Source organism: Streptomyces montanus (genome assembly GCF_005786655.1).
Taxonomy (GTDB): Bacteria; Actinomycetota; Actinomycetes; order Streptomycetales; family Streptomycetaceae; genus Streptomyces; species Streptomyces sporangiiformans.
On record NZ_VBZC01000014.1, the window covers coordinates 131,517 to 145,955 of the forward strand.

The 14,439-nt window shown below is 70.1% G+C and carries 9 protein-coding genes; 3 read left to right on the forward strand and 6 right to left on the reverse strand.

The genetic code is table 11. The features are described 5' to 3' along the window. Positions 1–372: 372 nt before the first annotated feature. From glyA to mshA, 3 genes are all read left to right on the forward strand, one after another. A complete protein-coding gene (gene glyA / locus FE633_RS15260) occupies positions 373–1,653 on the forward strand; it encodes a serine hydroxymethyltransferase (protein WP_138045717.1) in 1,281 nt (426 codons plus the stop codon). Between the two features lie 85 nt (positions 1,654–1,738). Continuing rightward, positions 1,739–3,136 (forward strand): L-serine ammonia-lyase, encoded by a 1,398-nt coding sequence (locus tag FE633_RS15265; protein ID WP_138045668.1) that lies wholly within the window; start codon positions 1,739–1,741, stop codon positions 3,134–3,136. Positions 3,137–3,240: 104 nt separating this feature from the next. After that, the gene (mshA, locus tag FE633_RS15270) at positions 3,241–4,629 is read left to right on the forward strand and encodes a D-inositol-3-phosphate glycosyltransferase (RefSeq protein ID WP_246113630.1); all 1,389 of its coding nucleotides are present in this window, start codon (positions 3,241–3,243) and stop codon (positions 4,627–4,629) included. A gap of 82 nt (positions 4,630–4,711) precedes the next feature. On the opposite strand, the gene FE633_RS15275 is transcribed toward mshA, so the two are convergent. The 6 genes from FE633_RS15275 to FE633_RS15300 all read right to left on the reverse strand — a co-directional run bounded on the left by FE633_RS15275 (position 4,712) and on the right by FE633_RS15300 (position 14,426). After that, positions 4,712–5,314: a sarcosine oxidase subunit gamma gene (locus FE633_RS15275; protein WP_138045670.1), complete on the reverse strand. Its 603-nt coding sequence runs from the start codon at positions 5,312–5,314 to the stop codon at positions 4,712–4,714. Further along, positions 5,307–8,567 (reverse strand): sarcosine oxidase subunit alpha family protein, encoded by a 3,261-nt coding sequence (locus FE633_RS15280; RefSeq protein ID WP_138045671.1) that lies wholly within the window; start codon positions 8,565–8,567, stop codon positions 5,307–5,309. The genes FE633_RS15275 and FE633_RS15280 overlap by 8 nt, the downstream gene beginning before the upstream one ends. A gap of 11 nt (positions 8,568–8,578) precedes the next feature. After that, positions 8,579–9,811 carry a sarcosine oxidase subunit beta family protein gene (locus tag FE633_RS15285; protein WP_138045672.1) on the reverse strand — a complete coding sequence of 411 codons (1,233 nt, stop codon included), beginning with the start codon at positions 9,809–9,811 and terminating at the stop codon, positions 8,579–8,581. A gap of 58 nt (positions 9,812–9,869) precedes the next feature. Continuing rightward, on the reverse strand, positions 9,870–10,730 hold the full coding sequence (locus FE633_RS15290; protein ID WP_138045673.1) for a bifunctional methylenetetrahydrofolate dehydrogenase/methenyltetrahydrofolate cyclohydrolase: 861 nt from the start codon (positions 10,728–10,730) through the stop codon (positions 9,870–9,872). A 43-nt stretch (positions 10,731–10,773) separates the two neighbouring features. Then, positions 10,774–13,212, reverse strand: a complete 2,439-nt coding sequence (locus FE633_RS15295; RefSeq protein WP_138045674.1) for a GcvT family protein — start codon at positions 13,210–13,212, stop codon at positions 10,774–10,776. 236 nt (positions 13,213–13,448) lie between these two features. Then, complete coding sequence (locus FE633_RS15300) at positions 13,449–14,426, reverse strand: ABC transporter substrate-binding protein (protein ID WP_138045675.1); 978 nt, start codon at positions 14,424–14,426, stop codon at positions 13,449–13,451. Between the last annotated feature and the right edge of the window lie 13 nt (positions 14,427–14,439).

Below are 14,439 nucleotides of genomic sequence, written 5' to 3' on the forward strand. Positions count from 1 at the left end.
GGGTACGCCAGTGCGGCACTTCCCTTGACAACCTCGGAGCCGAGGAGAAACCATGTTGCATATGTAGAAGCATGTTGCGCCATGCGCGACACGCGTGGCGCTCCGCGCGACCGACGGCGTTCCCACCCCCATCGCGCTGTTCGATGTCGACGAAACGGTGTGCGCCATCGACGACACCTGCTGGCCCATCTCCCCTACGGCCGCCCGCCGTTGTCCATGGACTTCCCCAAGGATGACCTCGGCACCGAGGCGCTCACGCAGAAGCTCTTCAACCGGCTCCGCCGCGCGCTCACCGCGCTGTCGTGGCCGCCGCCCGACACTCCCCCGCCAAGGCGACGCCGCACCCTGCGCCCCAACCCCAGGAAGCCGCAGATGACCGTTCTGAACACGCCCCTGCACGAGCTCGACCCGGAGGTCGCCGCCGCGGTCGACGCCGAGCTGAACCGCCAGCAGTCCACTCTCGAGATGATCGCCTCCGAGAACTTCGCACCGCTCGCGGTCATGGAGGCCCAGGGCTCGGTCCTCACCAACAAGTACGCCGAGGGCTACCCGGGCCGCCGCTACTACGGCGGCTGCGAGCACGTCGACGTGGTCGAGCAGATCGCCATCGACCGGATCAAGCAGCTGTTCGGCGCCGAGTACGCCAACGTCCAGCCGCACTCGGGCGCCTCCGCCAACCAGGCCGCGCTCTTCGCCTTGGCCCAGCCCGGTGACACCATCCTCGGCCTGGACCTGGCCCACGGCGGCCACCTGACCCACGGGATGCGGCTGAACTTCTCCGGCAAGCAGTTCCACGTGGTCGCCTACCACGTGGACTCCGAGACCGGTCTGGTCGACATGGCCGAGCTGGAGCGGCTGGCCAAGGAGCACCGACCGAAGGTGATCATCGCCGGCTGGTCGGCGTACCCGCGGCAGCTGGACTTCGCGGAGTTCCGCCGGATCGCCGACGAGGTCGACGCGTATCTGTGGGTCGACATGGCGCACTTCGCCGGTCTGGTAGCGGCCGGACTGCACCCCAACCCGGTCGAGTACGCGGACGTGGTCACCTCCACCACCCACAAGACGCTGGGCGGCCCGCGCGGCGGCATCATCCTGGCCAGGAAGGACTTCGCCAAGAAGCTCAACTCGTCCGTCTTCCCGGGCTTCCAGGGCGGCCCCCTGGAGCACGTGATCGCGGCCAAGGCGGTCTCCTTCAAGGTCGCCGCCTCGGAGGACTTCAAGGAGCGCCAACGCCGCACGATCGAGGGAGCGAAGATCCTCGCCGAGCGGCTGACGGCCGCCGACGCCCGTGAGGCCGGGGTCAACGTGCTGTCCGGCGGTACGGACGTGCACCTGATCCTGGTCGACCTGCGCGAGTCCGAGCTGGACGGGCAGCAGGCCGAGGACCGCCTCCACGAGGTCGGCATCACACTCAACCGCAACGCCGTCCCGAACGACCCGCGCCCGCCGATGGTCACCTCGGGGCTCCGGATCGGCACGCCCGCCCTGGCCACCCGAGGCTTCACGGCCGCGGACTTCGCCGAGGTCGCGGACATCATCGCGGAAGCCCTGAAGGCCCCCTCTCCCTTCGCGGAGGCCGACGCGGAGACACTCAAGGCCAGGGTGAAGGCCCTGGCCGACAAGCACCCGCTGTACCCCGGACTGAACAAGTAACAGCGCTGTACGGGGCACCGCGTGCGCACTGAGAGGTGAGCTCGGTGCCCGCCCCCTCGCATCACCCCCGTATTGAGGAGTCACCGTGGCCATCTCGGTCTTCGACCTGTTCTCGATCGGCATCGGCCCGTCCAGCTCCCACACGGTCGGCCCGATGCGCGCGGCACGCATGTTCGTCGTCCGCCTGAAGGAGGACGGCGCACTCGCCCAGACCGCCACGGTCCACGCCGAGCTCTACGGCTCCCTCGGTGCCACCGGCCACGGCCACGGCACCCCGAAGGCCGTACTGCTTGGACTGGAGGGCAACGAGCCGCACACGGTCGACATCGTCCAGGCCGAGGACGATGTCGAGCGGATCAAGTCGAGCGGAAGGCTCCGACTGCTGGGCGCCGAGATCGGCGATGCCCAGAACATTGCCTTCGATTCCGACGACGACCTGGTCCTGCACCGCCGCAAAGCGCTGCCGTACCACGCGAACGGCATGACGCTGTGGGCGTACGACGCGGCGGGGACGGAACTGCTGACGAAGACGTACTACTCGGTGGGCGGCGGCTTCGTCGTCGACGAGGACGCGGTCGGCGCGGACCGGATCACACTGGACGACACGGTTCTGAAGTACCCCTTCCGCACGGGCGACGAGCTGCTGCGCCTGGCGAAGGTGACGGGCCTGTCGATCTCCTCGCTGATGCTGGAGAACGAGCGGGCCTGGCGCACGGAGGAGGCGATCCGCGAGGGCCTGCTGGAGATCTGGCGGGTGATGCGGGAGTGCGTGCAGCGCGGCATGTCCCGCGAGGGGATCCTGCCGGGCGGTCTGCGGGTGCGCCGGAGGGCTGCGGTGACGGCACGTCAACTGCGGGCGGAGGGCGCCCCGTTGGCGCACGCCATGGAGTGGATCACGCTCTACGCGATGGCCGTGAACGAGGAGAACGCGGCGGGCGGCCGGGTGGTGACGGCCCCGACGAACGGCGCGGCCGGCATCATCCCGGCGGTCCTGCACTACTACATCAACTTCGGGGCGGGAGCAGCCTCCGAGGGAGAGAAGGAAGACGACGTGGTCCGCTTCCTGCTGGCCGCGGGCGCGATCGGCATGCTCTTCAAGGAGAACGCGTCCATCTCCGGCGCCGAGGTCGGCTGCCAGGGCGAGGTCGGCTCGGCCTGCTCCATGGCGGCCGGCGCGCTCGCCGAGGTCCTGGGCGGCTCCCCCGAACAGGTCGAGAACGCGGCCGAGATCGGCATGGAACACAACCTCGGCCTCACCTGCGACCCCGTCGGCGGCCTCGTCCAGATCCCGTGCATCGAACGCAACGGCATGGCCGCCGTGAAGGCCGTCACGGCCGCCCGCATGGCCATGCGCGGCGACGGCTCCCACAAGGTGTCCCTCGACAAGGTCATCAAAACCATGAAGGACACCGGCGCCGACATGTCGGTCAAGTACAAGGAGACCGCCCGCGGCGGCCTCGCCGTCAACATCATCGAGTGCTGAACGGGGCGGCGAACGAGGTGAGCCAGTACGTGCCCCAGCCCGGAGGGTTCGGCGACCACACCCACGCCGGCCCCCACGCCGACACTCTCTTCGGCCCGCCCCGGCTGCGCCCCCCGAGCGTCCGGCGCCGCCCCCGTCGGGTGGCGATGCTCAGCGTGCACACCTCGCCGCTGCACCAGCCCGGCACCGGCGACGCGGGCGGGATGAACGTCTATGTCGTCGAGCTGGCCAGACGCCTGGCCGCCGCGGACGTAGAGGTGGAGATCTTCACCCGGGCCGCCTCCGCCGCGCTCCCGCCCGTCGTCGATCTCGCGCCCGGCGTTCTCGTCCGGCATCTGGACGCGGGCCCTTACGAGGGCTTGGCCAAGGAAGACCTGCCCGCGCACCTGTGCGCCTTCACACACGGTCTGATGCGGGCGTGGGCCGACCGGCGCCCCGGGCACTACGACCTGCTCCACTCGCACTATTGGCTGTCCGGCCACGTCGGCCGGCTCGCCGCCGCGCGCTGGGACGTCCCGCTCGTGCACACCATGCACACCATGGCCAAGGTCAAGAACGCCTCCCTCGCCGTAGGGGACAGACCTGAGCCCGCGACCCGAGTGACGGGCGAGGCCCAGATCGTCGAGGCCGCAGATCGGCTCATCGCCAATACCGGCAACGAGGCGGCCGAGCTGATCCGCCACTACGACGCCGACCCCGCGCAGGTCACCGTCGTCCACCCGGGCGTGAACCTGGACCGCTTCCGGCCGGACGCCTCAGGCGTCGAGGCCGGCCGGACCGCAGCCCGTATGCGCCTCGGGCTACCGCCCGACGCGCTGGTCCTGCTGTTCGCCGGCCGTATTCAGCCCCTCAAAGCGCCGGACGTCCTACTGCTCGCGGTCGCCCGGCTCCTGGAAGAGCGGCCACAGCTGCGTGAGCGGCTCGTCGTGCCGGTGGTGGGCGGGCCGAGCGGATCAGGCCTGACCGAGCCGGAGAGCCTGCAGAAGCTGGCAGCACGACTCGGCATCTCCGATGTGGTCCTGTTCCGTCCGCCGGTCGGACAGGCCCGGCTCGCGGACTGGTACCGGGCGGCGTCCGTTCTCGTCATGCCGTCCTACAGCGAATCCTTCGGCCTGGTGGCCCTCGAGGCCCAGGCGTGCGGCACACCGGTGATCGCGGCCGAGGTGGGCGGCCTGCCGGTGGCCGTTCGGAACGAGGTGAGCGGCGTGCTCGTGCCAGGGCACCACCCGGCCGACTACGCGCGGGCGCTTGGCCGCTTCGCCGACGACCCGGCGCTCTCGGCCCGGATGGGTGAGGCGGCCGCCCGGCACGCGGTGTCCTTCGGCTGGGACACGGCGGCCTCCGCGACCGTGGACGTGTACACGGCGGCGATACACCAACGACCGCGTCCACGCCCGCTGTTCGATGCCGCGGGCGACCCGCACGCCCACCCGCACACCGACCCGCACGGCGGTGCCTCCGGCCGCGGTGCCGGGCATGCGCACGCGCGGTGAGCCCTGCCGCGGGGCCGACCGGTCAGGGCGTGCGTGGTGCGTGGAGACACATGTTCATGGAGACACACGTTCGCGATGTCGTTCAGATGTGTTCCGTCGCCGCGTCGAGCAGCCAGTCCGCCAGATAGCCGGCGAAGGACGAACGCACCAGCACCCAGAATCCGGCCCGGGGTTCGTCCCGGGCGACCAGGACGATCTGCGTGCGGCCCAGGGTCGTCTGGGCGCAGCGTCCGGCGCCGAACGCGCGGGGATGCAGGTCCAGCGAGCAGCCGTGGGCGAGAAGGTCTCGGGCGCGGGGGCCCGCGACGAGGAGCGTGGTGCGCTGGGCGGAGACATCGGTGACGGAGACGGGCTCGTCCCCCGCGGCCTCCCGGATCCGGCTCTCCAGGTCGCGCCCGCTGCCGGGCGGGCCCACCAGCAGCCATTCGTCCGGACCCAGCCACAACGCGGCAAGCTCCCCGGCACGTACGACGGTGTTCGGCTCAAGGGGCAGTTGGAGGTCCAGCGCTAGCCCGACGGCGTCCGCCGCTGCTCCCTTGGCGTCGAGGCGCACATTGATCTGGGACAGGAAGGGGAGTTCGGCCAGCCGGATCGCGCCCTCGGACGTACGTGTCGCGGCGGCCAGGCGGCCGGCGAAGTGCGACAGAGGGCTGCGGAGCGGGGCGGTAAGGGCGGTGTCAGCCATCGCGGCGGGCTCCCTCGGGGTCGTAGAGGACGGGGCTGGCGACGGTCACCGGGACGATTCGGTCGCCTACGGGGGCGTACAGCCGCTCGCCGATACGGTCCCGGCCGCCCTTGATCAGGGCGAGCGCGAAGGTCCGGCCGAGCGCCGCGCTGCGGTAACTGGAGGTGACGTGGCCGAGCATCGGGACGGGCGGCGCGAGCAGCACGCCGTCGGCGACCAGCTGGGTGCCCTCGGGGAGGAAGGTGCCCGGCTCCTCGGGGAGCAGGCCGACGAGGTGCTTGCGGTCGGGGCGGACGGTGTCGGCACGGGCGTAGGAGCGCTTGCCGATGAAGTCGGGCTTCTTCTTCGACACCACCCAGCTCATGCCGAGGTCCTGCGGAGTGACGGTGCCGTCGGTGTCCTGGCCGATGATGGGGTAGCCCTTCTCCGCCCGCAGGACGTGCATGGTCTCCGTGCCGTACGGGGTGATGCCGTACGGGGCGCCGGCCTCGTACAGCGCCTCCCACAGGGCGAGGGCCTCCCACGGCGACACGTTGATCTCGTAGGCCAGTTCGCCGGAGAAGCTGATCCGGCACACCCTGGCCTCGATGCCGGCGACCGTCGTCTCCCGCCATGCCATGAACGGGAAGTCGTCGTTGTCCACGGCCAGTTGGGGCGCGAGCTCGCCGAGGACCTGGCGCGATCGCGGGCCGACCAGAGCGACGGTGGCCCACTGTTCGGTGACGGAGGTGCAGTGGACGCGCAGTTCGGGCCACTCCGTCTGGAGCCACTCCTCCATCCAGTCCAGGACGGCGGCGGCGTTGCCTGTCGTGGTGGTGACCAGGAAGCGGTCCTGGGCGAGACGGATGACCGTGCCGTCGTCGAAGACCATGCCGTCCGGGCGGCACATGACGCCGTAGCGGATCATGCCGACCTTCAGGGTGCTCATCATGTTGGTGTAGAGCCGGTCGAGGAAGACGGCGGCGTCCGGACCCTGTACGTCGATCTTGCCGAGGGTGGAGGCGTCCATGAAGGCCACGCCCTCGCGGGCGGCGGCGCACTCGCGCAGCACCGCGGCTTCCATGTCCTCGCCGTCCTGCGGGTAGTACCAGGGCCGCTTCCACTGACCGACGTTCTCGAACAGGGCGCCGTGCGCGACATGCCATGCGTGCAGGGCGGTCACCCGCACCGGGTCGTGCAGCGCGCCGCGGTCGCGGCCCGCGAGTGTGGCGAAGGAAACCGGTGTGTAGGGCGGCCGGAAGGTGGTCGTGCCGAGGGCCGAGACGTCCACGCCGAGCAGTTCGGCGACGACACCACTGGCCAGGACGCCGGAGGTCTTGCCCTGGTCGTTGGCGGTGCCGGCCGTGGTGTAGCGCTTGGTGTGCTCGACCGAGCGCATACCGGCACCGGTCGCCCGGGCCAGGTCGTCGACGGTGACGTCCCGTTGGAGGTCGACGAAACGGGGGGCGCCCGGGGCACCGGGGACGACGTACACGTGCATGGGTGGTGTCTGCGGCTGTGCGGCCACGTCCGGGAGTCGGGGCGCCTCGGGAGTGTAGCCCTCGGCCTCGATGGCGCGGGCACCGGCGGTCGCGCCCTGCGCGAGGGCACCGGCCAGGTCGAGGACGCCGTTCGCACCGCCCGCGATCTCGACCGCCTGACGGCAGGTGTCCGGGACGAAGGAGCCGAGCGCCTCGTCGTGGCGCAGCTTGCCGCCCGCCTGGCTGAACAGGTGCGCCACCGGGTTCCAGCCGCCGGAGACCAAAAGCAGGTCGGCGGTGAACTCCCGCTGTCCCACGGACTCTCCGTACGGGGCGACGGTCACGGCGGTGAGTCGCGGGTCGCCCTGCGTGCCGGTGACGGCGTGGCCGGTCAGCACCTCGATGCCGGCCGATCGGGCACGCACCGCCCACTCCCCCGGCTCGGAGCGGGTGTCGACGATCGCCCCGACGTCCACGCCCGCCGCGGCGAGATCCAGCGCCGCAGCATAGGCGCTGTCGTTGGTGGTGAACACGACCACGCGGCGGCCGGGCAGGACACCGTGGCGGTTGAGGTAGGTGCGGGCCGAAGCGGCCAGCATCACTCCGGGACGGTCGTTGTCCGCGAAGACCAGCGAGCGCTCGTGGGCGCCGGTGGCGAGAACGACACGACGTGCCCGGATGCGCCAGACGCGCTCGCGGGAGACGTTCTCGGGGGCCTCGGCGCCGAGGTGGTTGGTGCGGCGCTCGACGGCGAGGAGGTGGTTGTCGTCGTAGTACCCGAAGACGGTGGTACGGCGCAGCACGCGCACCTCGGGCTCGGCTTCGAGTCGTCCGGCGACCTCCTCCACCCAGTCGAGGTGTTCGCCGGTGCCCAGGAGGCTGCCGCCCAGTTCCCGTTGGTCGTCGGCGAGGATGACGCGTGCTCCGCTGCGGGCGGCTGCCGCCGCGGCGGCGAGGCCGGCCGGTCCCGCGCCGACCACCAGCAGGTCGCAGTGTGCGTGTACGGCGTCGTAACGGGCCGGGTCCGGCTCGGTGGCGAGGCGGCCCTGGCCCGGGAGGCTGCTCGCCACCAGGCCGTCGTACAGCTCGACGGTCGTCGCGGGCAGCATCGGCTCGGGGAAGGGCGCCTCGATCTGGACTACCGCGTTGGGCTCCTCCACACCGGCCGAGAAGATGCCGCGGGGGCGGCCGAGCTTGATGCTGGTGCCGGCCTGGATGACGCCGTTGGCGAGCAGGGCGGAGGCGAGGGTGTCGCCTCGGTAGCCCCGGTATTCGGTTCCGTCGAAGGTGAAGTTCAGCGGTTCGTCGCGGTCGATACGTCCGCCGGTGGGCAGGCGGAACGGCTGGTTCTCCTCCCCCACTCCGCCCCTTCCCGAAACCAGGGGGGCTTCCCCCTGGACCCCCGCTGGGGGCTCCGCCCCCAGACCCCCGATATCAGCCTGAACGGCCTCGTCCTCAAAGGCCGGACGGGCTGGTAGTACCGGACGTGACTGCGAAGTTGCCGCACGCCTCAGTTCCTCAATGGCCGGGCGCTCCTCCCCAGCCCGGTACACCGCCAGGATCTCGTTCGTCGACGTGTCCCGCACCGCGTTGAACCACTTGCGGCAGCCCGCCGCATGGCTCCACCGCTCGGCGAACGGGCCCTTCGGGTTGTCGCGGAAGAACAGATACCGGGCCCACTCCTCGTCGGTGAAGGCCGACGGGTCCTCGGGATACGGCACGTGTGCCTGGCCGCCGTAGTGGAACTCGGCCTCGTCGCGGGGCCCGCACCACGGGCAGGGGATGAGCAGCATGGTTCGGCTCCCTAGTGGGCCACCGCGGCCGCGCCGTGCTCGTCGACGAGCGCGCCGGTGGTGAAACGGTCGAGCGAGAAGGGGGCGTTGAGGGGGTGGGGGGTGTCGTGGGCGATGGTGTGGGCGTAGACCCAGCCCACGCCCGGGGTGGCCTTGAAACCGCCCGTGCCCCAGCCGCAGTTGAGGTAGAGATTGTCGACGGGAGTGAGGCCGATGATCGGCGAGGCGTCGGGGCTCACGTCGACAATGCCGCCCCAGGTGCGCAGCACATGGGCGCGGGCGAAGACCGGGAAGAGCTCCAGGGCCGCGGACATCTGCTGTTCGATGATGTGGAACGCGCCGCGCTGGGTGTAGGAGTTGTACGAGTCGACGCCCGCGCCCATCACCAGCTCTCCCTTGTGGGCCTGGCTGACGTACACGTGGACCGCGTTGGACATGACGACGGTCGGGTGCACCGGCTCCAGCAGCTCCGACACGAGCGCCTGCAACGGGTGGCTCTGCAGCGGGAGTTCGATGCCGGCCATGGCGGCGAGGACCGAGGTGTGGCCGGCCGAGCAGAGCGCCACCTTGCCCGCCGCGATCGGGCCGAGTGTGGTCTGCACTCCGACGACCCGGCCGCCGACGATGTCGAGGCCGGTGACCTCGCAGTTCTGGATGATGTCGATTCCGGCGGCGTCGGCGGAGCGGGCCAGGCCCCAGGCGACGTGGTCGTGTTTGGCGATGCCGGCACGCGGCTGGTAGGTACCGCCGAGGACCGGGTAGCGCACGTCCGGTGAGATGTTGACGATCGGGCAGACCTCTTTGACCTGCTCGGCGTCGAACCACTCGGCGTCCACGCCGTTGAGCCGATTGGCCTCGACGCGGCGCACGCTGTCGCGGACGTCCTGCAGGCTGTGGGCCAGGTTCAGTACGCCTCGCTGGGAGAAGAGGATCGGGTAGTCGAGCTCATCCGCCAGCCCCTCCCACAGTTTCAGCGCGTGCTCGTAGATGCCGGCGCTCTCGTCCCACAGATAGTTGGAGCGGATGATGGTGGTGTTGCGGGCCATGTTGCCGCCGGCCAGCCAGCCCTTCTCCAGCACGGCGACGTTGGTGATGCCGTGGTTCTTCGCCAGATAGTGGGCGGTGGCCAGGCCGTGTCCGCCACCGCCCACGACGATGACGTCGTACGAGCGCTTCGGCTCGGGCGTGCGCCACAGCCAGTCGGGGTGCTCGGGGAGCTCGGCGCCGGGGGTGCGGAGGCTCATCGGACAGCTCCGTCTTCTGAAAGGTGCGAATACAGCGGGTACGTCGGGGCCGGGGCGTTCATGCGGCGTTCGCGTTCCTCTCAGCGGCCTCGACGACGTTGGCGAGGAGCATCGCGCGTGTCATGGGTCCTACGCCCCCGGGCATCGGCGCGAGCCATCCGGCGACCTGGGCGGCGTCCGGGTGCACGTCGCCGACCAGCCCGTGGTCGGTGCGGGTGATGCCGACGTCCAGGACCGCCGCGCCGGGGCGCAGCATGTCCTTGGTGATCAGCCCGGGTGAGCCGGCGGCCGCGACGACGATGTCCGCCTCGCGCACGTGCCAGGCCAGGCCCTTGGTGCCGGTGTGGCACAGCGTCACGGTGGCGTTCTCGGACCTGCGGGTGAGCAGTAGTCCGATGGGCCGTCCCACGGTGATGCCGCGTCCGATCACGCACACGCGCGCTCCGGCGAGCGGCACCTCGTACCGGCGCAGGAGTTCGACGATGCCTCGCGGGGTGCAGGGCAGCGGGGCCTCGACGCCCAGGACGAGCCGGCCGAGGTTGACGGGGTGCAGCCCGTCGGCGTCCTTGGCCGGGTCCATGCGTTCCAGTACACGGTTGGCGTCCAGGTGGCGCGGGAGCGGGAGCTGGACGATGTAGCCGGTGCAGGCAGGGTCGGCGTTGAGTTCGTCGATGACGTCCTCGACCTGCTGCTGGGTTGCGTCGGCGGGCAGTTCGCGGCGGAGAGAGGCGATGCCCACCTGTGCGCAGTCGCGGTGCTTTCCGGCGACGTAGGTGTGGCTGCCGGGGTCGTCGCCGACCAGGACGGTGCCGAGCCCCGGCGGGCGACCGCCGGTCGCGGTCAACTTGGCCACGCGCTCCGCGAGTTCACGGCGGACCTCGGCGGCTGTCGCCTTGCCGTCGAGCAGCTGTGCGTTCACCGGCAGTGTTCCTTTCCCTCAAACTCAAAGCCGACGCTGCGTGTTAGCCACGGAGGCGGGACATGGTCGGGTCGAACAGGGGCTCCTCGGCGACAACCGCCTCGACGCGCTGGTCGAAGTAGCCGATGTTCACGGTGGTGCCGGGGGTGGCGAGCTCCGCCGGGAGCCACGCGTAGGCGATGCCCTTGCCGATCGTGTAGCCGTAGGCGGCGCTGGTGACGTAGCCGACGGCGCGGTCGCCGTCGTACACCGGTTCCTTGCCCATGACGACCGACTGCGGGTCGTCGATGGTGAGGCAGGTCAGCCTGCGCCGCACGTCGGCCTTGCGGCGCTCCAGTGCGGCCTTGCCGATGAAGTCGTCCTTGTCGAGCTTGACGGCGAAGCCGACGCCGGCCTCGTAGGGGTCGTGCTCGTAGGTCATGTCGGTGCCGAAGGAGCGGTAGCCCTTCTCCAGACGGAGGCTGTTGAAGGCGCCGCGGCCGGCGACGATGCCGCCCAGCGGCTCGGCCGCCTGCCACAGGGTGTCCCACAGCTTCTGGCCCAGGTCGGCGGTGGTGTACAGCTCCCAGCCGAGTTCACCTACGTACGACAGACGCATGGCCGTCACGGGGACGGAGCCGATGTGGGCGCGCTTGGCGCGGAAGTACTTCAGGCCGTCGTTGGAGAAGTCCTCGTCGGTCAGCGGCTGCAGGACCGTGCGGGCGAGCGGGCCCCACAGGCCGATGCAGCAGGTGCCGGGCGTGATGTCGCGTGCCTGGACCGAACCGTCGGCGGGGAGATGGCGGGTGAACCAGTCGAGGTCCAGGTTGCCGTTGGCGCCGACCTGGAAGAGGTCGCGGCCCAGCCGGGCGACGGTGATGTCGCTGCGGATGCCGCCGTCGTGGTCGAGGAGCAGGGTGTACGTCACTGAGCCGACGGACTTGGCGACCTTGCCGGTGCACAGGCTCTCCAGGAAGGCGGCGGCACCGGGGCCGCTCACTTCGAGCCGCTTGAGGGCCGTCATGTCGTACATCGCGACGGTCTCGCGGGTGATCCGCGCCTCGGCGCCGACGATGGGCGACCAGTACTGCGCGGCCCAGTCGTTGGGGGTCGGGATGGAGCGGCCCTCGACGAGTGAGGCGTTGGCCTCGTACCACTGCGGGCGCTCCCAGCCGTTGGCCTCCAGGAAGAAGGCGCCCAGCTCCTGCTGGCGGGCGTGGAACGGGCTGGTGCGGATCGGGCGCGGGTCACCCGACGGCTGCAGCGGGTGCAGGATGTCGTAGACCTCGACGAAGTTCTGGCAGTCGCGGGCCAGGACGTACTCCGGCGAGAGCTGGTGCGGCTCGAAGCGGTTGACGTCGCACTCGTGCAGGTCGAAGGAGGAGCAGTAGCCGTCGACCAGCCATTCGGCGACGGCCCGTCCGACGCCGGCCGAGTGGGTGACCCACACGGCCTCGGCAACCCAGAAGCCCTTGACGTCCGGTGACTCGCCGAGGAGGGGCAGGCCGTCGGTGGTGAAGGAGAACAGGCCGTTGATGCCCTCCTCGACCTTGGCCTCCATCGTCGCGGGTAGCAGGGACTGGGTCTCGCTCCAGGCGTCCTCGAAGTCCTCCTCGGTGAACTTCAGGACCGACGGCATCTCGTCGGCCTCGTCCACGGAGAGGATGTCGTCGGCGGAGATGGGCATCGGGCGGTGGCCGTAGTAGCCGATGCCCAGGCCGTCGAAGCGGTCGCGGTAGTAGAGGTCGGCGTCCTGGTGGCGCAGGATCGGACGCACCGCCTCCCGTGTCTGTCCCGCCAGGGCCGGCACCGGGCCGGTCCAGGCGAGTTGGTGGGCGAGCGGGGTGAGCGGGAGGTTCATGCCGACCATGCGGGCGATCTTCGGGCCCCAGATGCCGGCGCAGCACACGACGATGTCGGCGGGGATCTCGCCCTGGTCGGTGAGGACGCCGGTGACGCGGCCCTCGCTCTGCTGGACGTCGAGGACTTCGTGGCGGGCGAGGAAACGCACTCCTCGCTCGGTGGCCCGGCGGATCTGCGCCTCGACGGCGAGGACCGCCTTGGCGAGACCGTCCGTGGGGATCAGGAGGCCACCGAGGACCCTTTCCCGGTTGACCAGCGGGTGCTGCTCGACGCACTCCTCGGGGCTCAGCAGCCGGGACTCGATGCCCCAGGCGGTGATCCAGCCGTGGCGACGGTGCAGTTCCGCGAGGCGCTCCGGGGTGGTCGCCACTTCGAGGCCGCCGACCTGCAGGAAGCAGGGCTTGCCGTCGACGTCGAGGGAGCAGAACTTCTCGACGGTGTAGCGGGCCAGCTCGGTCATGGTCTTGGAGGAGTTCGTCTGGAACACCAGGCCCGGGGCGTGCGAGCTTGAGCCCCCCGTGGCGGGCAGTGGGCCCTGGTCCACCACGGTCACTTCGGTCCAGCCTCGTGTGGAGATCTCGTCCGCGAGGGCCGCGCCAACGACGCCCGCTCCGATGATGACCACTCGGGGTCCCGCCATCGCCGCACCTCCGGTTTGAAAACCAGCCCCGCCGGTCTAGTTGCTGTGTACGCAACGCGATTCAGGTTGCGCAACTCAATGTGCCTGGCGTGCAAGTGGGTGTCAAGAGGGTTCGTGACGCGGGAAAACGGGTTGGAAGACGGGCTGGAACACAGCAATGCCCGGTGGGCGGTGCGCATGTGTGCGCACCGCCCACCGGGCACGTTCGACCGGCTTCGAGCTTCGGGCTTCCGGCCCTACTTGATCCAGGCGTCCACCTTGTCGCGGTTGGCCTCGACCCACTTCTTCGCCGCCGCCTCGGGGGACATCTTGTCCACCGCGATGTACTTGGCCACGGTGTTCTGGTCGTCGTTCGTCCAGTTGAATTTCTTCACCAGGTCATAGGCCGGGCTGCCCGACTTGGCGAACTTGGCGCTGACGATCTTGTCGAGCTTGTACACGGGGTAGTCGCACGCGACCTTCGCCGCGTCGGCGTCGCAGCCCTCCTTGTACTCGGGCAGGCTGACCTTCTTCAGCGGCACCTCGGACAGGAACCACTGCGGCTCGTAGAAGTAGCCGATCACCCATTCCTTGTTCTTCTCCGCCTTGCGGAAGGCCTGGATGAGCGCGGTCTCACTGCCCGCGTACACCACCTTGAAGTCCAGCTTCAGGTTCTTCACCAGCGCCGCGTCGTTGGTGACGTACGACGGGTCGCCGTCGAGGAGCTGACCCTTGCCACCCGACTCGGAGGTCTTGAACTTGGCCGCGTACTTGTTCAGGTTCTTCCAGTCGAGGATCTCCGGGTGCTCCTTGGCCAGCCACGGCGGCACGTACCAGCCGATAAGGCCTTCGTTGCCGGTCGGGCCGGCATCGACGGCCGTCTTCTGATCGGTGATGTACTTCTTCTTCAGGTCGTCGTGACCCCAGTTCTCCAGGACGGCGTCAACCTCGCCCGTCCCGAAGCCCTGCCAGGCGATCTCTTCCTTCAGGTCCTTCTTGACCACCTTGCATTTGAGGTCCTGCTCCGCGACGTAGGCGACGACAGCCGCGTCGGCCTCGTAACCCACCCACGGGTTGACCGCGAGGTTGAAGGTGCCGCACTTGGCGGAGCCGCCCGAGCTGTCGGACCCCGAGGAACTGTCACCGACCTTCGCACCGCCGCAGGCGGTGAGAGTGAGCCCGAGGACCGCTATGCCGGCCGCGCCGACTCTCCACTGTCTTGCTTGCCTTGCCATGGTCAGTAACTCC